Origin of the sequence: Streptomyces sp. NPDC102441 (assembly GCF_044765585.1) — a bacterium.
GTDB lineage: Bacteria > Actinomycetota > Actinomycetes > Streptomycetales > Streptomycetaceae > Streptomyces.
On the sequence record NZ_JBIWKH010000015.1, the window covers coordinates 196,055 to 214,775 of the forward strand.

General features: G+C 71.3%; 19 protein-coding genes, 1 tRNA gene and 1 pseudogene. 10 read left to right on the forward strand and 11 right to left on the reverse strand.

Annotated features, from left to right (window positions below):
- Nucleotides 1-135: 135 nt before the first annotated feature.
- Together ACIREO_RS30285 and ACIREO_RS30290 are read left to right on the forward strand one after the other, a co-directional pair.
- A tRNA-Leu gene (locus ACIREO_RS30285) sits at nt 136-219 on the forward strand.
- Nucleotides 220-453: 234 nt separating this feature from the next.
- Complete coding sequence (locus ACIREO_RS30290; protein ID WP_404115926.1) at nt 454-1,341, forward strand: Bax inhibitor-1/YccA family protein; 888 nt, start codon at nt 454-456, stop codon at nt 1,339-1,341.
- Nucleotides 1,342-1,427: 86 nt separating this feature from the next.
- On the opposite strand, the gene ACIREO_RS30295 is transcribed toward ACIREO_RS30290, so the two are convergent.
- A complete protein-coding gene (locus ACIREO_RS30295; RefSeq protein ID WP_404115928.1) occupies nt 1,428-1,658 on the reverse strand; it encodes a DUF4287 domain-containing protein in 231 nt (76 codons plus the stop codon).
- A 100-nt stretch (nt 1,659-1,758) separates the two neighbouring features.
- On the opposite strand from ACIREO_RS30295, the gene ACIREO_RS30300 reads away from it, so the two are divergent.
- Entirely contained in the window at nt 1,759-2,088 is a 330-nt protein-coding gene (locus tag ACIREO_RS30300) for a hypothetical protein (RefSeq protein ID WP_404115930.1), read from the forward strand.
- Here the strand turns inward: ACIREO_RS30300 and ACIREO_RS30305 are convergent.
- From ACIREO_RS30305 to ACIREO_RS30315, 3 genes are all read right to left on the reverse strand, one after another.
- Nucleotides 2,085-2,930, reverse strand: coding sequence for a hypothetical protein (locus tag ACIREO_RS30305; RefSeq protein WP_404115932.1), 846 nt, complete (start codon nt 2,928-2,930; stop codon nt 2,085-2,087). The two genes, ACIREO_RS30300 and ACIREO_RS30305, sit on opposite strands and share 4 nt — an antisense overlap.
- Nucleotides 2,931-3,254: 324 nt before the next feature.
- Entirely contained in the window at nt 3,255-4,475 is a 1,221-nt protein-coding gene (locus tag ACIREO_RS30310) for an acetyl-CoA C-acetyltransferase (protein WP_404115933.1), read from the reverse strand.
- Nucleotides 4,476-4,634: 159 nt separating this feature from the next.
- On the reverse strand, nt 4,635-5,678 hold the full coding sequence (locus ACIREO_RS30315; RefSeq protein WP_404116072.1) for an SGNH/GDSL hydrolase family protein: 1,044 nt from the start codon (nt 5,676-5,678) through the stop codon (nt 4,635-4,637).
- 155 nt (nt 5,679-5,833) lie between these two features.
- On the opposite strand from ACIREO_RS30315, the gene ACIREO_RS30320 reads away from it, so the two are divergent.
- Nucleotides 5,834-7,237 carry a cystathionine beta-synthase gene (locus ACIREO_RS30320; RefSeq protein WP_404115935.1) on the forward strand — a complete coding sequence of 468 codons (1,404 nt, stop codon included), beginning with the start codon at nt 5,834-5,836 and terminating at the stop codon, nt 7,235-7,237.
- Nucleotides 7,238-7,553: 316 nt separating this feature from the next.
- On the opposite strand, the gene ACIREO_RS30325 is transcribed toward ACIREO_RS30320, so the two are convergent.
- On the reverse strand, nt 7,554-7,973 hold the full coding sequence (locus ACIREO_RS30325) for a hypothetical protein (protein WP_404115937.1): 420 nt from the start codon (nt 7,971-7,973) through the stop codon (nt 7,554-7,556).
- A 134-nt stretch (nt 7,974-8,107) separates the two neighbouring features.
- On the opposite strand from ACIREO_RS30325, the gene ACIREO_RS30330 reads away from it, so the two are divergent.
- A complete protein-coding gene (locus ACIREO_RS30330) occupies nt 8,108-8,911 on the forward strand; it encodes a maleylpyruvate isomerase family mycothiol-dependent enzyme (RefSeq protein ID WP_404115939.1) in 804 nt (267 codons plus the stop codon).
- Nucleotides 8,912-9,030: 119 nt separating this feature from the next.
- Here the strand turns inward: ACIREO_RS30330 and ACIREO_RS30335 are convergent, their stop codons facing one another.
- The gene (locus ACIREO_RS30335; protein WP_404115941.1) at nt 9,031-9,612 is read right to left on the reverse strand and encodes a thioredoxin domain-containing protein; all 582 of its coding nucleotides are present in this window, start codon (nt 9,610-9,612) and stop codon (nt 9,031-9,033) included.
- Between the two features lie 178 nt (nt 9,613-9,790).
- On the opposite strand from ACIREO_RS30335, the gene ACIREO_RS30340 reads away from it, so the two are divergent.
- Both ACIREO_RS30340 and ACIREO_RS30345 read left to right on the forward strand, forming a co-directional pair.
- Nucleotides 9,791-10,639 (forward strand): MurR/RpiR family transcriptional regulator, encoded by an 849-nt coding sequence (locus ACIREO_RS30340; RefSeq protein ID WP_404115943.1) that lies wholly within the window; start codon nt 9,791-9,793, stop codon nt 10,637-10,639.
- 111 nt (nt 10,640-10,750) lie between these two features.
- The gene (locus ACIREO_RS30345) at nt 10,751-11,320 is read left to right on the forward strand and encodes a hypothetical protein (protein ID WP_404115945.1); all 570 of its coding nucleotides are present in this window, start codon (nt 10,751-10,753) and stop codon (nt 11,318-11,320) included.
- A gap of 10 nt (nt 11,321-11,330) precedes the next feature.
- On the opposite strand, the gene ACIREO_RS30350 is transcribed toward ACIREO_RS30345, so the two are convergent.
- The 5 genes and pseudogenes from ACIREO_RS30350 to ACIREO_RS30370 form a co-directional block, all read right to left on the reverse strand.
- On the reverse strand, nt 11,331-11,705 hold the full coding sequence (locus tag ACIREO_RS30350; protein WP_404115947.1) for a hypothetical protein: 375 nt from the start codon (nt 11,703-11,705) through the stop codon (nt 11,331-11,333).
- A 77-nt stretch (nt 11,706-11,782) separates the two neighbouring features.
- Entirely contained in the window at nt 11,783-12,250 is a 468-nt protein-coding gene (locus ACIREO_RS30355) for a roadblock/LC7 domain-containing protein (RefSeq protein ID WP_404115949.1), read from the reverse strand.
- A gap of 38 nt (nt 12,251-12,288) precedes the next feature.
- A complete protein-coding gene (locus tag ACIREO_RS30360) occupies nt 12,289-13,095 on the reverse strand; it encodes a winged helix-turn-helix domain-containing protein (RefSeq protein WP_404115951.1) in 807 nt (268 codons plus the stop codon).
- Complete coding sequence (locus ACIREO_RS30365; RefSeq protein ID WP_404115953.1) at nt 13,092-13,496, reverse strand: hypothetical protein; 405 nt, start codon at nt 13,494-13,496, stop codon at nt 13,092-13,094. Before ACIREO_RS30365 ends, ACIREO_RS30360 begins: the two co-directional genes overlap by 4 nt.
- A gap of 201 nt (nt 13,497-13,697) precedes the next feature.
- A pseudogene (locus ACIREO_RS30370) lies at nt 13,698-14,000 on the reverse strand (amino acid permease); the annotation flags it as partial.
- 336 nt (nt 14,001-14,336) lie between these two features.
- Between ACIREO_RS30370 and hutU the strand changes: the two are divergent.
- The 3 genes from hutU to ACIREO_RS30385 are packed head-to-tail and all read left to right on the forward strand — an operon-like array spanning nt 14,337 to nt 18,594.
- Nucleotides 14,337-16,001, forward strand: a complete 1,665-nt coding sequence (gene hutU, locus ACIREO_RS30375) for a urocanate hydratase (protein ID WP_404115955.1) — start codon at nt 14,337-14,339, stop codon at nt 15,999-16,001.
- A 17-nt stretch (nt 16,002-16,018) separates the two neighbouring features.
- Nucleotides 16,019-17,233: an allantoate amidohydrolase gene (locus tag ACIREO_RS30380; RefSeq protein ID WP_404116074.1), complete on the forward strand. Its 1,215-nt coding sequence runs from the start codon at nt 16,019-16,021 to the stop codon at nt 17,231-17,233.
- Nucleotides 17,224-18,594 carry a formimidoylglutamate deiminase gene (locus tag ACIREO_RS30385; RefSeq protein ID WP_404115956.1) on the forward strand — a complete coding sequence of 457 codons (1,371 nt, stop codon included), beginning with the start codon at nt 17,224-17,226 and terminating at the stop codon, nt 18,592-18,594. The genes ACIREO_RS30380 and ACIREO_RS30385 overlap by 10 nt, the downstream gene beginning before the upstream one ends.
- Nucleotides 18,595-18,721 lie beyond the last annotated feature (127 nt).

Sequence of the window (18,721 nt, forward strand, 5' to 3'; positions counted from 1 at the left end):
TGTGCTGATGCGGTGCGAGCTGTCTGACGGGCCCTCACATGGTCCATAAAATAAGACAACATCGAGTGCATGTTCCGCTGTTCGAGGGACGCCCCCGGATAGGGTCTTGTGCCAAACGCGGAGCCGCGCGCCCACGCCCGGGTGGTGGAATGCAGACACGGCGAGCTTAAACCTCGCTGCCTCCTCGGGGGCGTGCCGGTTCAAGTCCGGCTCCGGGCACTCGCTCGCAGAGATGTGGACGGGTGGAGGCGCGGAGGTGCCGGGCCGTTCAGGGGCATACTCCTTGTCGTGGAGCGGATGCGGTCCGTCACTGACCGTGAGGGCGTCCGTGCCGCACCGGGGGAACCGGGGCCGCCGGCTCCCACGAAGATCCTCCTCCGGTACTAGGGTGATTGTTTTGCCTACCCATTACTCTTGACGCAAGGCCGCGCGAGGTGGCCATGGAGGAGTGAAATGAGGAGCAGCAACCCGGTCTTCTCGCGACGGGGGTTCAGCCGCGACAACGGCCACGCGGGCTTCAACGCGGTGCCGCAGGCCGGGGCCGCCGCGGCGGGTGCCAACCCGTACGCGCAGGGCACCGCCGCCAACCCGTACGCCACGAACCCCTACGCCCAGCAGGACACCCAGTACGGCGCCCCACAGGCGCCGGCGCGCTCCGGCGCGATGACGATCGACGACGTCGTCACGCGTACGGCGATGACGCTGGGCACCGTGGTGCTCACCGCCGCGCTCTCCTGGGCCCTGCTGCCGGTCGACGAGGCCAATCTCAAGCAGTCCTACGGCATCGCGATCGGCGCCGCCCTGGTGGCGTTCGTCTTCGCGATCATCCAGTCCTTCAAGCGCAAGCCTGCGCCGGCGCTGATCCTTGCCTACGCCGCCTTCGAGGGTGTCTTCCTCGGGGTGATCTCCAGCACGGTCAGCACCTACATCAGCCCCGGCACGGTGATGCAGGCGGTGATGGGCACCATGTGTGTCTTCGCCGGTGTCCTCATCGCGTACAAGATGCGCTGGATCCGCGTCACCCGCCGTTTCTACGGCTTCGTGATGGCCGCGGCCATGGGCTTCGTGCTCCTGATGATGGTCAACCTGCTGTTCAGTGTGTTCGGCGGCGGTGACGGCCTCGGCTTCCGCAGCGGTGGTCTGGGCATCCTCTTCGGAGTCGTCGGCATCATCCTCGGTGCGTGCTTCCTGGCCCTGGACTTCAAGCAGGTCGAGGACGGCATCAACTACGGCGCACCGCGCGAGGAGTCCTGGCTGGCGGCCTTCGGCCTCACCCTGACCCTGGTGTGGATCTACCTGGAGATGCTGCGTCTGCTCTCCATCCTCAACGGGAACGACTGACCCGTAGTCACGACGACGACGGGACGGCCCCGCAGGCTCATCGCCTGCGGGGCCGTCCCGTTCCGTTGTCGCGGGGAGTGCGTGCCTCAGAGGAGCTTCCGGGCGGCCCGCCTCAGGTCGTACTCATGGATGATCGCCTTGGCGTGGCCGTAGGTGAGGTCGTGTTCGCTCCGCAGCCAGCTGACCTTCTCCTCGAAGCGGAAGAGAGAGGGGCCTTCGTCGACGGTGCGGAGCCAGTCGGTGATGTCACGACCGGTGCGATGGGGAATCCGGGAGAGCAGGTTGCGGTGGGTTTCTTCGGAGAAGACATGCGACATCGGCGCCTCCGACGCAGTGCGCGTTGCTGGTCCTTCCCGACACCGTGCCCGAGCGTCGGCGCGTTGGCAACCATCCTGTAGGGGCGCGTAGGGTCACGGCGTGCTCGATACGACCCCCCTGATCACCGCCGTGGACCGTTTCGCCGACCGTCTGCGGAGTGCCCCGCAGAGCCGGCTGCAGCGTGGCGTGGCCGCCGAGGCCCTGGCGACGGCCAGGGAGCTCTCCGCCCGTGCGCAGCGCGCGGAGGCCCCGGACCTGGAGCCGAGGATCATGCCGGACGCCGGGATATTCGCGGTCGGCGACCAGCTCGCGGTCGCCGGGCGGGACCTGGCCGTGGCACTGGAAACGGCCTCGTCCCAGAAGCTGGACGAGGCCGTGCGGTGTGTCGAGGAGGCGGCGGCGAGGGCGTTCGCACCCGGTCCGCGCTAGAAGGAGGCGATGACGCGGTCGGCGAGGATGTAGACGCTCTCCTCGCCGCACGAGAACGTCAGCGCATAGGCGCCGGAGACTCCGGAACCGCCCAGCAGCACCGGCTGCTCACCGGAGCGCAGCGAGTCGGCGAGCCGCTCGGCGGTCTCCCGGTGGCCAGGGGTCATGCAGAGCGTGGTGCCGTCGGCGAAGACGTACACATCGAGCGTCCCGAGGGGGCCGGGGCGTACGTCCGTGAGCTCCGTACCGGTATCGGCGAGCCGTTCCAGGCGGTTCACGGTACGCTCATGGTCGGTGACGACGGGTGCCTGTACGGGAACGAAGTCCGGGTGCGAGGGGTGGCGGCGACGGGCCGCGGCCAGCTCGGGTGAGTCCTCGGCGTACTCCGGGTACTCGGGCATGTCCGTGAGCCCTGCCAGCTCCGTCAGCTCGTCGAGGGCCTCGCCGGCTTCGAGGTCCATCGCCTCCAGGCCCGCGAAGTCGGTCTGGCGGGGCATGAAGAACGGGACGTCATCGCCGAGCCCGCCCAGCAGGGACGGGGCGTCGGCGGCGTCGCGCGCCTCCTGGGCCGCCCAGAAGGCACGGGCCTCGGCGAGCTCGCGCTCCCGCTCCTCGGCGAGTGCGTCAGCGACGGCCGCGCGTATCTCCTCGACAGGTGTGCCGGAACTCCGGTTCAGCTGTTCGGGCACGGACGCGTGCGGACTCCGTCCCTCCGCCAGCTCCGTGCGCAGGGCTGTGACCTGCTTACGCAGCCCGTGAGCAGCGTGCAGAGCGGCGGCGCCGACAGCCGTGGCAGCGGCGGTGGTCAGCAACAGGGCAAACGGCATGGCGCTCACTGACATACTCCCGGTTTCAATCGACACCCCCGACTTCCTACATCAGCTTGTCCTGTACTGGTGCCTGCTGTCAGTGCATTACGTCACGAATTGGACAGGTCTTTGGGCCCGGTGTTTAGCTCTGTGACTGGTGTGACCTGCGGAAACGACTCTCCCCCGGGACGTAGATCACATCCTGGGGGAGATTCGGTCACGATCGGAGCTCGGGTCGGTTCAAGAAGGCCCCCGCGCGGGAGCGCTGACCTGCCGGAAGCCCGGCGCGGGCGCTCAGCCGCGGCTCAGCTCAGCCGCTCGTGTTCTCGGTCGCGTTCGCTTCGCCTCCGCTGCGGCTCAGCTCAGCCGCTCGATGACCATGGCCATGCCCTGGCCGCCGCCCACGCACATCGTCTCCAGGCCGAACTGCTTGTCGTGGAACTGCAGGCTGTTGATCAGCGTGCCGGCGATGCGGGCGCCGGTCATGCCGAAGGGGTGGCCGACGGCGATCGCGCCACCGTTGACGTTGACCTTGTCCAGCGGCAGGCCGAGGTCCCGGTAGGAGGGGATGACCTGGGCGGCGAACGCCTCGTTGATCTCGGCCAGGTCGATGTCGTCGACGGTCAGCCCGGCGCGCTTGAGCGCCTGCTTGCTGGCCTCGACCGGTCCGTACCCCATGATCTCGGGGGACAGGCCGGAGACGCCGGTCGAGACGATGCGTGCCAGCGGGGTCAGGCCCAGCTCGCGCGCCTTGGTGTCGGACATGATCACCAGTGCGGCGGCGCCGTCGTTGAGCGGGCAGCAGTTGGCGGCGGTGACGAGCCCGTCGGGGCGGAACACCGGCTTCAGACCCTGCACGCCCTCCAGGGTGACGCCCGCGCGGGGGCCGTCGTCCTTGGAGACGACCGTGCCGTCCGGCGTGGTCACGGGGGTGATCTCGCGCTCCCAGAAGCCGTTCTTGATGGCTTCCTCGGCGAGGTTCTGCGACCGCACGCCGAACTCGTCCATGTCCTGGCGGGTGACGCCCTTGATGCGGGCCAGGTTCTCGGCGGTCTGCCCCATCGCGATGTACGCGTCCGGGACGAGACCCTCCTCGCGCGGATCCGTCCAGCTCGTGCCGGTCTGCTCGGCGCGGGCGGCGGTCCGGGCCTCGGCGTCGGCGAAGAGCGGGTTGTGCGTGTCCGGCAGGCTGTCGGAGTTCCCCTTGGTGAAGCGGGACACCATCTCGACACCGGCGGAGATGAAGACGTCGCCCTCGCCGGCCTTGATGGCGTGCAGCGCCATGCGGCTGGTCTGGAGCGAGGACGAGCAGTAGCGGGTGACCGTACAGCCGGGGAGGTGGTCCATCCCCATCTGTACGGCGATGATGCGGCCCAGGTTGTTGCCCTGCTCGCCGCCGGGAAGGCCGCAGCCGAGCATCAGGTCGTCGATGTCCTTCGGGTCCAGCTCGGGGACCTTGGCCAGCGCGGTCTGGATGATGGTCGCGGTCAGGTCGTCCGCGCGCAGATCCTTGAGGGACCCCTTGAAGGCCCGGCCGATGGGCGAACGGGCGGCAGAGACGATCACGGCTTCGGGCATCACGCGGCTCCATGAGGGCTGGACGGCAGGAATGCTGGACTGCCTTGGAAGTTACCCGGACGTATAGCTGAGGTCACCCGGCAGGCCATGTGATGCGGGCCTCTTTTCTAAGCAACCGCTCAGTCTCCCGGATTGTTCCCCGGCGGAGGGGCGCTGCGCTCATGCCCGCCGCCACGTCGCCCCCGGCCCGCGCCCGGGCAGCGGCCCGCCGTCCGGGCCCGTCCCCGTGCCGTCGTGAGGCACCGGTTCCGTATGGGCGGGCAGACGCCTGCGCCTGCGGTGCTTGAGCAGGGCCCACGGCGCGCGCGCCGCCGTCACCTCCGTGCCCGCCTCGCGCGCGGCACGGGAGGCCGCCTTGGCGACCGGCAGCATGCCCTCCCGGCGTGAACCGTCCAGACGGTCGGACTCCGGCCACAGGCCGAGGGCCGCGCAGAGGGTGGGCAGCATCGCCATCGAAGCGGTCGCGTACCCCTCGGCCGAGGGGTGGTAGTTGTCGGGGCCGAAGAGCTCCCGGGGGTTCGCCTCGAACTCCGGCCCGAGCAGGTCGCCCAGCGAGACCGTCCGTCCGCCCTGCTCCACCGAGCCGATCGTCTGTGCCGCCGCCAGCTGCCGGCTCACCCGCCGGGCCAGCCACCGCAACGGCTGGTAGACCGGCTCGATCGTGCCCAGGTCCGGGCAGGTGCCCACCACCACCTCCGCGCCGGCCGTACGCAGCCTCTGTACGGCCGTGGTCAGACAGCGCACCGACTGCGTCGCCGGCATCCGGTGGGTCACGTCGTTCGCGCCGATCATGACCACGCAGACGTCCGGCACCCCCGACGGATCCGCCAGCACCAGGGACACCTGCCGCTCCAGGTCGTCCGACCGCGCCCCCGGCAGAGCCACGTTCCGGAGATCCACCGGTCGTTCGGCCACCGCCGCCAGTCCGGACGCCAGCAGCGCCCCCGGGGTCTGGCCGGCTCTGCGCACGCCCTGGCCCGCAGCCGTCGAGTCGCCCAGCATGACGAATCGCAGGGGGTCGGAGGGGCCGGCGAACGCCACTCCGTACCGACCGTCCGCGCTCGGCGGGACCGGTGCCTTTCCCCCGCCCACCAACCGTTTCGCCAGCTGTACCTCGGCCAGTACCAGCCCCACCGTCGCCGCACCGATCAGACCGACGCTGCCGCCCCCATAGGCCGCACCCGCTGCGATCCGCCGCGCCACCCTCGCTCTCGACACAGTCCGGTCCACCTCCTCCGTGCCGTACAGCCGTACACAGCACTACCTGCCCCGTGGAGGGTGTAGCTCAATCGCCCGGCCCAATCTCCTGCCCGTACGCATACTCTTGCCTGACCATCACGGAGATCCCGGAGAACACGGTGCAATTCCACGATTCGATGATCAGTCTTGTCGGCAACACCCCGCTGGTCAGGCTGCGCAATGTGTCGGCAGGCATTCAGGCGACGGTCCTGGCCAAGGTCGAGTACTTCAATCCCGGCGGGTCGGTGAAGGACCGCATCGCACTGCGCATGATCGAGGCCGCCGAGGAGAGCGGTGAGCTGAAGCCCGGCGGCACGATCGTGGAGCCGACCAGCGGCAACACGGGCGTAGGTCTGGCCATCGTCGCCCAGCAGAAGGGCTACAAGTGCATCTTCGTCTGCCCGGACAAGGTGTCCACGGACAAGATCAACGTGCTGCGGGCGTACGGCGCTGAGGTCGTCGTCTGCCCGACGGCCGTCGACCCCGAGCACCCGGACTCGTACTACAACGTCTCCGACCGTCTGGTCAGCGAGACGCCGGGAGCCTGGAAGCCCGACCAGTACTCCAACCCCAACAACCCGCGCTCGCACTACGAGACCACGGGCCCGGAGCTCTGGGAGCAGACGGACGGGAGGATCACCCACTTCGTCGCGGGCGTCGGCACCGGCGGCACGATCACCGGTACGGGCCGCTATCTCAAGGAGATCAGCGAGAACCGCGTGCGGGTCGTCGGCGCCGACCCGGAGGGCTCCGTCTACTCCGGTGGCTCGGGGCGCCCCTACCTCGTGGAGGGCGTCGGCGAGGACTTCTGGCCGACCGCCTACGACCGCACCGTCACGGACGAGATCGTCGCGGTCTCGGACAAGGACTCCTTCCAGATGACCCGCCGCCTCGCCAAGGAGGAGGGACTGCTCGTCGGCGGTTCCTGTGGCATGGCGGTCGTCGCGGCCCTGGAGGTCGCCAAGAGCCTCGGCCCCGAGGACGTCGTCGTCGTCCTGCTGCCGGACAGCGGCCGCGGCTACATGAGCAAGATCTTCAACGACGAGTGGATGGCCGACTACGGCTTCCTGGAGGACTCCGGGCCGTCCGCCCGGGTCGGCGCGGTGCTCGACTTCAAGGACGGCCCGCTCCCCTCACTCGTCCACATGCACCCCGAGGAGACGGTCGGCGAGGCCATCGACGTGCTCCGGGAGTACGGCGTCTCCCAGATGCCGATCGTGAAGCCCGGCGCGGGACACCCGGACGTGATGGCCGCCGAGGTCATCGGCTCCGTCGTGGAGCGTCAGCTCCTGGACGCGCTGTTCACCGAGCGGGCCACCCTGTCCGACCCGCTGGAGAAGCACATGTCGGCCCCGCTGCCGCAGGTCGGCTCGGGGGAGCCGGTCGAGGACCTGATGGCCGTGCTCGGCGGCGCGGACGGCGCGGACGCGGCGATCGTTCTGGTCGAGGGCAGGCCGAAGGGTGTCGTGAGCAGGCAGGATCTGCTGGCCTTCCTGGCGAAGGACGCGGCACCCAGGCAGTAGCGCCAGGTTTCCCGGGTTCGCGAAAACGGTACGGGCGCGACACGTTGACGCAGCACCGGCTTAACACGGCTCCGGCAGAGTAGTGGGTGTCGGCAGGGAAACCCGTCGGCACCACATACGGCGACACGGACTACGGAGCGGCTCCCGGACCTCCACCGTCGCCTGGACGCGACACCCGGCCCTGACCCGGGACCGCGTCCCTCGCGGGGACCGCCGTCGTCCCGCCCTCCGGGCAACCGGGGGTGCGGCGGTCCCCGCGATCATCTTTCCGCGCGCCTGTCTTCCAGGGCGCCGTCCGGGCCGTGCCCGCTGTCTCTCAGCTCTCCCAGTCGGACGAGGTCCGCCGCCTTCCCCGGGCCCACGGCCACGAGCGGGCGGCGTGCACGGCGTTCACGCCGAAGATTCCCAGCCAGGCCACGACGAGCCCCTCGATACCGGCGTTCGCGACGCCGATCGCGGACAGGGGAATGGCCAGGACCAGCGAGACGACCCCGAAGCCGAAGCGCTCCCCGAAGGTGCCGGCGGCCCTGGCGGGCTGCGTGGCGCCCCGGGCGGCGGCCATCCGCTGCTCGGCGAGGTGGCGCCTCGTCTGCTGGTCGTGGGTGCCGGCGAGCCGCTGGTCGACCTTGTCAAGGAACGAGTCGATGAGGGCGGTCTCGTATTCGGGCCCCAGCTCCTTGCGGGCCTGCAGGGTGGCGTCGAGCTCTCGCCTGAGCTCAGGGTCACGGGCTTCCATGCTCTTACGGTACGAACCCGGGCCGCCCGGGTCAGTGGGGTTAGCCCCCCTTTTTCGGCGGCCCGTCGCGGGAGCGGACCGTGGTCCGTCGGCGTAGCGTTGGTGCCGCAGGGCGGGAGACGGGAGGCGCACCCATGGCCACCACGACATCCTCTGCCCGTGCCATTCCCCGGACATCCGGGACGCGGGCCCGCCTGGTCAACGAGGCCGAGCTGCGGGCGACGCTCTCCACGTACCGTGAGCTATCCGACGAGGACTGGCGGCGCCCGACCGCCTGTACCGGCTGGAACGTCCGGGACATGCTGGCCCACACCGTCGGTCAGTACGAGGAGGTGCCGCGCCCCTGGGCAGCCGTGCGCCGGATCCGCCGGGCAGCGCGCTCCCATCCGGACCTCGGCCGGCTGGACGGGCACAACGAGAGCCAGATCGAGGACCGGCAGGCCGTGCCGGGCCGCGAACTGATCGGGGCCCTCGCCCACTTCGCGCCCCAGGCCCTCATAGCCCTGCGCCGCATGCCCGCCCCGGTCCGCCGCAGGGTCCGGCTGAGCCTGCTCTATCCGGAGGCGAAGGCACTGCCCGACGACTCGATGGACTATCTCGGCAACGTCCTCGTCGCCCGCGACACCTGGATGCACCGGATGGACCTCATCGACGCGATCGGGGCCGGCCCCGTCCTCGACGGACACGACCGGGAGATCGTTGACCAGGTGGTGCTGGACCTGGCCCTGGCCTGGACGGGGCCCGCCGTGGAGATCGACCTCCACGGCCCTGCGGGAGGGCGCCGGCTGCTGGGCATCGGCACCCCGGCGGCCGTCCTGCGCGCGGACGCGGTCGACTTCGCCCGGCATGTGTCGGGGCGGCCGGCGCGAGGCCGCCTGGAGCTGGAGGGCGACCCCGGTGCGCGGGCCGCGCTGACGGCGGCCCGCGTCGTGTTCTGACGGGACGACGCGACGACGGGGACGACGCGACGACGGGGACGACGCGACGACGGGGACGACGCGACGACGGGGACGACGCGACGACGGGGACGACAGGACGGCGGGCCCCGGGCCCCGGACTACGGGGGAGTCACCGCGGCGAGGAAGGCCTCGGGCGTGACGGCGTATCCCATGGCGTTGATGACGGAGACCGGGGTGCGGTCGATCAGGACCGTCGGTGTGGACCGGACCCCGCTCGTCTCGAAGGCGGCGGAGACTTGAGCCGCCCAGGGCAGATAGGTGCGCTCCATGACCTTCTGCCGGAAGGCGTCGGTGTGCAGTGCCTGGACCTCGTCGGCCAGCCGCAGCAAGGTGTCACGGTCGGCGAACGCGTCCACGTCCTCGCTGGGCTGATCGGCGTACAGAGCCCGCAGGAAGTGCATGAACGGCTTCTGCCCCTCGTCCGCGGCGGCGCCCAGTGCGGCCAGCGCCTCCAGGGAGCCGCTGCCGCCCGCGGCGTCGTCGATGAACGTGGCGAAATGGTGGTCCACCGCGAACCTGCCCTCGTCCGCGGCCCGCTCCATCACGGCTCCGAGGCCGAGCTCCATGCGCTTGCAGTAGGGGCAGCGCAGGTCGGCGTAGACGCTCAGCACGTGCGCGGCATCGGTGTCGCCGTAGCGGACGATGAAGCCGCCCGGCCCTCTCGTATTGGCTGGGATCATGACCCCAGGGTCGGCAGGGGCGAGCGGTCCCGCAATGCGAGGGGCCGGCGTGTGTGCCGGCCGGTGAGGCCCCGGACGTGTCCCGGACCGTGGGCTGTATATGGACATGCAGACCGCTTGCTGGCTGAATGGATTCCTCGGCGCCGGACCGGTGCGGAGGAACTTCGGAGGGGACAGCATGAGCGGGAGCAGCCCGGCTGCGCGGTTGCAGCGGCTCTTCGAGGGGCAGCGGCTCACACCCACCCAGCGGCGGATCGCGCACTCCATGGTGCGGCGGGCCGCCGACGCTCCGTTCCTGTCGAGCGTGGAGCTGGCCGAACTGGCCGGGGTGAGCCAGCCTTCCGTCACCCGTTTCGCCGTCGCACTCGGCTTCGACGGATATCCCGCGCTGCGCAAGCATCTGAGGGAGGTCACCCCGGACGGGGCGGCCGGCGGGGAAGGCGTGGAGGAGAGCTTCAACGAGTACCAGCAGGCGGTGCGGGCGGAGATCGAGAATCTGCGGCAGCTGTCCGGACTGCTCGCCGATCCGGGCCCCGTGGAGCGGGCCGGGCTGCTGCTCGCAGAGTCCAGGCCGCTGCTCGTGCTCGGGCTGCGGGCCGCCTCCTCGCAGGCCAGGGGGTTCGGCTACTTCGCCGCGAAGGTGCACCCGGATGTGCGGGTGCTCGACGAGGGCGGCAGCATGCTGCACGACCGCATCGACGCCGCCGGGAGGGCGGGCGCGAGCGCGCTGATCTGCTTCGCGCTGCCCCGGCACCCGCGCGAGGTCGTGGACGCGCTGGCGTACGCCCGGGAGCGGGGGCTGACCGTCGTGACCGTGGCCGACTCGGCGTTCGCGCCGGTGGCGGCCCACAGCGATCTGCTGATTCCGGCAGCCGTGGGGACCGGGCTGGCCTTCGACACCGCGTGTGCGCCGATGCTGCTGGGGCGGGTGCTGCTGGAGGCCATGTGCGACGGGCTGCCCGAGGCGCAGGCCCGGCTGGAGGACTTCGACGCCAGGGCCGCCGCGCGGGGGCTGTTCGTCGAGTAGGCGCCGGCCTGCTGAGGGCGGCTTCCGCCGATTCTCAGACCCCCCTCATCTGCGCCTATTAATCTCCGCGCCCAGAAGGTCCACAGGGAAGCGCGGAAGAGGGGTACGGACGTGGGGCGCGGAGCACAGTCGTTGGCGAGGGTGGCCGTGATCGTACGGGCCGGGGCGGGGCCTCTGTGGTGGCCGGGGCTGCTGGCGGCGGCCGTCGGGGCGTTCGTCCCGGGCCTCACCGGCCGCCGGATCGGGCTGCTGGCCGGGGCGGCGCTGTTCCTGGTGACCCTGGCCGCCGTGGCGTACGCCCGGACGGGGCGGTACGCGGAGCTCGCGAAGGGCGCCACGAAGGCCGGGCGCGGCGACTTCCTCCAGGACCGGGACGTGACCGTACGGAACCGGCGGCGGGGCTGCCGCTGGTGGCTGGCCGGCGCGTTCCTCGTCGCGGTCGCGAGCGCTTACGTGCTGCCGGGCGCCGGCGGACTCGTGCTGGCGGGAGCCGGTGCCGGGCTCTGGCTGAAGGCCGCACGGATCGGGCAGCGGGAGCGGCGGGGCGACGTCCTGTACTGGGTGCGCACCGACTGGGTGGAGCACGGCCGGCCCACGGGCAAGCGCGTGAAGGCCTATCGGACGACCGGCCCGATGGCGGGGGACGCCGCACCCGGTGGGGCGCGGCGCCGCCGCCGGTGAGAGAGCCCGGTCAGACCTCCAGCTCAGCTTCGATCTTCCGTAGCTGGTGGCGTGCCATCGCGAGGTTGGCCCGGCCGGCGTCCAGCACGAGGTAGAGGAACAGGCCGTTGCTGCCACGGGTCTTGAGCAGCCGGATCAGGTGGTACTGGCTGCCGAGGGTGATCAGGATGTCCTCGATCTCGTCCTTGATGCCCAGGTGCTCCATGGTCCGGAGCTTCGCCCGGACGACGTCCGTGTTCCCGGCCGCGGCGACCTCCAGGTTGAACTCCTTGCCACCGCCGAGGGTGCCCAGAGCCATGCCGCTGGTGTAGTCGACGAGTGCGACACCGAGGGTCCCCTCGATCGACGCCATCGCATCCTTCAGTGACGCTTCGGTGTTGGCCATAGTGCTCGTTTCCTTTCCCTGGCCGGCCCGGTGGCCGGTCCGCTGCTGGGTGGTGCGTTTTCCGGCTGGTGCGGGTGTCATGTGGGGTCCGGTGTGGTGGTGCGGCGGGGCAGGCCCCGGGACTGCTGAGGCCGTGGAGGCGGCGCCGGGCGGTCTGGGCGGTCCTGCGCGGCGTCGACCATCTCGCCGATGCGCGCGCCGGCGCGGCGGCCTTCGAGGTGGAGACGGCCGACGTTGATGCGGTCCTCGGCCAGCAGGGTGAGGACGGCGGAGGAGCCCGCCGCGTAGGTGGCGATGTAGCCGTTCTCGCCGCGGATCAGGAGTTCGCGGAAGCCGCCGCGTCCGGTGGCGTCGGTCATCCGGATCGAGACGCCGAGCGCGGCGGCGGTCAGGGCGGCGACTCCCTCGGCCTCGATGCCCGGCGTGTCCTGGGCGACGATCAGGCCGTCGGTGCTGGCGGCCAGTGCGCCGGTCAGGAGCGGCACCCGGGCGCGTAACCGCTGGAGCTCGTCGAGGACGTTCTGTACATCTGCCTCGGGCACCATCAGCTGTCTCCTCCCGGCACGCTGTCTGAGCGCGCGTATCACAGGGCCTCCAATGCGTCTCTGAGCCGGCGCAACAGGGCGACGTCGGGGTCGGTCGTGACCTCGGGCAGTGAGATGCGGCCGTGTCCGGACGCCGGTCCCGGCCCCGACGTGGCGGGGCGGACCGCTTCGACCAGTCCGGCCGCCGCCAGCCGGCGCAGGCCGACCAGGATGTGGAAGGCCGAGCGGCCCAGCTCCTGGGCGATGTCCGTGGCCGTACGCTCGCCGTTCACCAGGGCCAGGACACGGCGCTCGCGTGGGGGGACCGGGGCGTCCACCGGGTGGGCGGTGGGGGAGAGCGGCGAGGTGTCGGTGAGCGCGTCCGGCCAGATCCGGTCCAGGAGTTCCCGGCGCCGGAGCGTCTCGCGCTGCACGGCGTGCACGGGCACGGGGCGGACAGGGCCGATCCAGTGCGAGACCCCGTATCGGAAGCGGGCCGGTGTGTGCGTGGGTGCCAGGGCGAAGAAGGCCGCGTCGTACAGGGCCCCCAGGTGGCAGAGTTCGAGCGCGCCGCCGGGCACCCGGCCGCTGTCCACGAGATAGCGGCCGACCCGCTGTCCGGCACCCGCCTGGGCGATCGCGTCCCACCAGCCCTCGGAGCGCAGGGTCCCGCCCGTGGTGAGCAGGACGTCGATCCCGGGGGTCGCGGGGCTCTCCGCGTGGACGACCTGGCCGTCGGCGAGATACAGGGTGCCCCGGTCGCGCATCAGCGCGCCGGTGGCGCGCTCCGCCTCGAGCCTCTGCAGCATCGGGGAGGGTGCGGCCCGTTCGGGTATTTCGGGGCGGGTGGTGACGGTGGGTCTCATGCCAGGACCAGCCGCTCCGCTATCTCACCGAGCCGCATGCGTGCCAGGGCGAGGTTGCCCTCTGCGCGGTCCAGCCAGAGATGGAGGAAGACGCTGCTGTCGAAGGCCGTCTCGACGAAGCGGAGGATGTGGTAGCCGGGGGCGGTGGTGACGATGACGTCCTCCACGGCGGGGGAGGACGGCCCCGGTAAGCCGGTGGGCGCCTCCGCCTGGGCGAAGACCGGCTGCTCGGCGGCCATCCTGGCCACCTCTGCCGTCTCCGCGGCCGTGGCCTCGTGATCGCCGTTGGGCGACTCGCCGATGGTGCCGAGCGCGAGGCCGCTCGTCCAGTCGACCACCGCGGCACCCCGGGCACCGGGCAGCCTCATGACTTCGATCAGGCACTCGTCGATTCCGGGCAACGCGAACTCCCTCCCGACGTGGCGTACGGATGTAATGGAGAGGCTACGCAACGTGTGCGCGCCTGGTGGGAGTTCTGGCATTTTCCACAGGTACATGCAGCTGGGCCGTGCGGAGGGCCGCTGGTGGACGCGCGGCAGCCGGCCGGAATGTGTCCGGCCGGCTGTCCTTCCGCGGCGGATCCGGTCCGCCGCCGCGCGCTGTCAGGCCTTCTCGGCGGCCGACATCACCACCTTGTTGACCACCCAGAGGCCGATCCCGATCAGGAGGAGGATCCCGGCGCGGATGTAGACGTCCCCGGCCCTGTCGGCCAGCGGGCTTGCCAGGATCAGGGACGTGACCGCCCCCAGCACGGGCAGCGCCGTCGGCGTACGGAAGTGGGGGTGGTCCACCCGGTCCTTGCGCAGCACCAGGACGGAGATGTTGACGACGGCGAAGACGCAGAGGAGCAGGAAGGACGTGGTGTCGCCGAGGCCTTCGAGCCGACGAGTTCGACGTACGAGGCCGCCGTGAGCATCGCGACCGCGAAGCCGATCAGGAACGGCAGCCAGAGTGCCCCGCCGACCTTGCCCGCGACGTTCCCGGTGGTGGCGTAGATGCCGGTGCCGAGGATGTCGCCGATGACGAACAGGATGAGGAGCTTGGGGCCGATGGCCCGCTTGAGCGGGGGTTCACCGGATGTGGCCGATGCGTTGGTGGGCTGCGACGAGTTCACGGGGCCTCCCCGGCGGTGTGATGACCTGAGGCCTGCCCGGGGAAGGCGCGCGCCTCACCTGTTGACTAGGAGTATTCAGGTAGACAGGATGTGAATAGGAGAGTCACATTCGCGAGGAGGCATCCCCATGTCAGGACCCCGCCCCGTACGGGCACCGCGCGGTACGGAACTGAGCGCCCTGGGATGGCAGCAGGAAGCCGCCCTCCGCATGCTGCAGAACAACCTGGACCCCGAGGTCGCCGAACACCCCGACAAGCTCGTCGTCTACGGCGGCACGGGCAAGGCGGCCCGCGACTGGCGGTCCTTCGACGCCATGGTCCGTACGCTGCGGACGCTCAAGCAGGACGAGACGATGCTCGTCCAGTCCGGACGGCCGGTGGGCGTCATGCAGACCCACGAATGGGCGCCCCGCGTCCTGATCGCCAACTCGAACCTGGTCGGCGACTGGGCCAACTGGGAGGAGTTCCGCCGGCTGGAGGCCCTCGGGCTCACCATGTACGGGCAGATGACCGCCGGGTCCTGGATCTACATCGGGACCCAGGGCATCCTCCAGGGCACCTACGAGACCTTCGCCGCCGTCGCCGCGAAGCGGTTCGGCGGGACGCTGGCGGGGACCATCACGCTGACGGCAGGACTCGGCGGCATGGGCGGGGCCCAGCCGCTGGCGGTCACCATGAACGACGGTGTCGCGCTCTGCGTCGACTGCGACCCGCGTGCCATCGAGCGCCGGATCGAGCACCGGTTCCTCGACGTCCGGGCCGACTCCCTCGAACACGCGCTCCAGCTGGCCGTCGAGGCACGCGACGCGCGGCGCCCGCTCTCCATCGGTCTGCTCGGCAACGCCGCGGAGCTGCTGCCCCGGATGCTCGCCGAGGGCGCGCCCGTCGACATCGTCACGGACCAGACGAGCGCGCACGACCCTCTCGCATATCTGCCCGTCGGCGTCGGCCTCGACGACATGGCCTCGTACGCGGCCGAGAAGCCCGCCGACTTCACCCGGCGCGCCCGGGAGTCGATGGCCGCGCACGTCGAGGCGATGGTCGGCTTCATGGACGCGGGGGCCGAGGTCTTCGACTACGGCAACTCGATCCGGGGAGAGGCCCAGCTCGCGGGATACACGCGCGCGTTCGACTTCCCGGGCTTCGTGCCCGCCTACATCCGGCCGCTCTTCTGCGAGGGCAAGGGGCCCTTCCGCTGGGCGGCGCTCTCAGGTGAGGCGTCGGACATCCACAAGACGGACAAGGCGCTGCTCGACCTCTTCCCGGAGAACGAGTCGCTGCACCGCTGGATCAGGATGGCCGGTGAGCGGGTCCACTTCCAGGGGCTGCCGGCCCGGATCTGCTGGCTCGGCCAGGGCGAGCGCGACAAGGCGGGCGACATGTTCAACGACATGGTCGGCAACGGCACTCTCGCCGCCCCGCTCGCGATCGGCCGTGACCACCTGGACTGCGGTTCGGTGGCCTCCCCCTACCGCGAGACGGAAGCCATGCTCGACGGCTCCGACGCGATCGCCGACTGGCCGCTCCTGAACGCCATGGTGAACGTCGCCTCGGGCGCCTCCTGGGTCTCCATCCACCAGGGCGGCGGTGTCGGTATGGGCCGCTCCCTCCACGCGGGCCAGGTCTCGGTCGCCGACGGCACGAAGCTGGCCGGCGAGAAGATCCGCCGCGTCCTCACCAACGACCCCGGCATGGGCGTCATCCGGCACGTGGACGCGGGCTACGACATCGCCGAGTCGGTGGCGGACGAGCGCGGCGTGCGCATCCCGATGCGGGAGGAAGGCACCGCGTGAGCGACACCTTCCACGCCATGTGGCGCTCGCTGCGGCCCATCGGCCGCAGCGACGCCTCCGGCGGCTACCGCCGCTACGCCTGGACCGGCGCCGACGCCGAGTGCCGCGTGTGGTTCCAGGCGCAGGCCGAGGCGCGCGGCCTCGACCACGAGGTCGACCGCAACGGCAACCAGTGGGCCTGGCTCGGCGATCCGCGGGCCGGGGACGCCGTGGTCACCGGATCCCATCTCGACTCCGTGCCCGACGGCGGTGCCTTCGACGGCCCTCTCGGCGTGGTGTCTGCCTTCGCCGCCCTGGACGAACTCCGCCGCAGACGTGCGGTGTTCACCAAGCCCTTCGCCGTCACCAACTTCGTCGACGAGGAGGGGGCCCGTTTCGGGCTCGCCTGCGTCGGCTCCCGGCTCGCCGCCGGGCAGCTGACCGTCGAGAACGCGCACCGGCTCCGAGACGGGGACGGCGTCTCGCTCCCGCAGGCCATGGAAGCCGCGGGACACGACCCCGGCACCATCGGGCCCGACCCCGAACGCCTCGCCCGGATCGGTGCGTTCGTCGAGCTCCATGTGGAGCAGGGGCGCGCCCTCGACCTGAGCGGGGACCCGGTCGGGATCGCCTCGGCCATCTGGCCGCACGGCCGCTGGCGGTTCGACTTCCGGGGCGAGGCCAACCACGCCGGCACGACGCGCCTCGCCGACCGGCGTGACCCGATGCTCACGTATGCCGAGACCGTGCTCGCGGCCCGGCGCGAGGCGGAGCTCGCCGGGGGCCTCGCGACCTTCGGCAAGATCGCCGTCGAGCCGAACGGGGTCAACGCGGTCCCGTCCCTGGTGCGGGGCTGGCTCGACTCGCGGGCCGCCGACCAGGACACACTCGACGCCGTCGTGAGCGGTGTCGAGCGTGCCGCGCGGGAGCACGCCGAGCGGGCCGGGATCGATCTCGACGTCGTACGCGAGTCGTTCACCCCGGTGGTGGACTTCCAGCACGCGCTCCGGGACGAGATCGGCCGGGTGCTGGAGAAGGGCGGCACGGACGGCGGCGGGCGCACCGTGCCTGTGCTCGGCACTGGAGCGGGACACGACGCGGGTATTTTGTCCGCTTCCGTGCCGACCGCCATGCTGTTCGTACGGAACCCCACCGGGATCTCGCACTCACCCGCCGAGCACGCCGCCGAGGACGACTGCGTGGCCGGGGTGAGGGCACTCGCCGACGTACTGGAAGGTCTCGCGTGCAGCTGACAACACAACCGACGGGCACACCGGTCACCGCGACGTACTGGATGTCGCACGCCTGGCTCGGTACCCATGTCGAGCCGGGCGTCCTCCTGGACGTGGCCGACGGGCGCATCGCCGGTGTCAGGACCGGCATCGACACGCCGCCGCCCGGCGCCACCGCGCTGGAGGGGCTGACCGTCCCGGGGCTGGCCAACACCCACTCGCACGCCTTCCACCGCGCGCTGCGCTCCACCGTCCAGGTGGGATCCGGCACCTTCTGGACCTGGCGTGAGCTGATGTACCGGACGGCCTCGCGTCTCACCCCCGACACCTATTACGACCTGGCCCGTGCGACGTACGCCGAGATGGCGCTGGCGGGGATCACCGCGGTGGGCGAATTCCACTATCTGCACCACGCGCCCGGAGGCACGCCCTACGACGAGCCGAACGCCATGGGCGAGGCGCTCATCGCGGCGGCGGCCGAAGCCGGTATCCGCATCACCCTGCTCGACACCGCCTATCTGGCCGCCGGGTTCGGGGAGAAGCCGAGCCGTCACCAGCTGCGCTTCTCCGACACCACCGCCGACGCCTGGGCCGAGCGTGCCTCCCTCCTCAAGGGCGACGACGACCTGGTGGTGATCGGCGCCGCGATCCACTCCGTACGGGCCGTCCCCGCCGGGCAGCTGTCCACCGTCGCCCGATGGGCCCAGGAACGGGCCGTCCCGCTGCATGTCCACCTCTCCGAGCAGACCGCGGAGAACGACGCCTGCCGTGCCGCCCACGGCCGCACCCCCGCCCGGCTCCTCGCCGACCACGGGGTCCTCGGCCCGCACACCACCGGCATCCACAACACACACCTCACGGCCGAGGACATCGAGCTGCTGGGCTCCACCCGGACGGGCACCTGCATGTGCCCCACGACCGAACGCGACCTCGCCGACGGCATCGGCCCCGCCACCGCCCTGCGGAGCGCGGGCTCCCCTCTCTCGCTGGGCAGCGACAGCCACGCCGTGATCGACCTCTTCGAGGAGGCCCGGGCGATGGAGCTCAACGAGCGCCTGCGCACCCATGTGCGCGGCCACTGGACGGCGGCGGCCCTGCTCAGGGCGGCTTCCGCCGAGGGACACGCCGCGCTCGGCCGGCCGGACGCGGGCGTGCTCGAACCGGGCGCGCCCGCGGATCTCACCACCGTCGCGCTGGACTCCGTCAGAACAGCGGGGCCGGTGCCCCGGATGGCAGCCGAAGCAGCCGTATTCGCCGCCACCGCCGCCGATGTGCGGCACACCGTGGTCGCGGGCCGGCACATCGTCCGGGACGGACGGCACGCACGGATCGAGGACGTGCCCGGAGCGCTCGCCTCGGCCATCGCCGCCTTGTACGGCTGAGTGCCCTGCCGGGCCCCGCGCCGAGCCCCAGTACCCGCCCCGCGCCGAGCCCCAGTACCCGCCCCGTGCCGTAACCCCGCACCCGCCCCGGGCCCGCGCCGGAAGAACGCCCGAGGCCCGGGCCAAG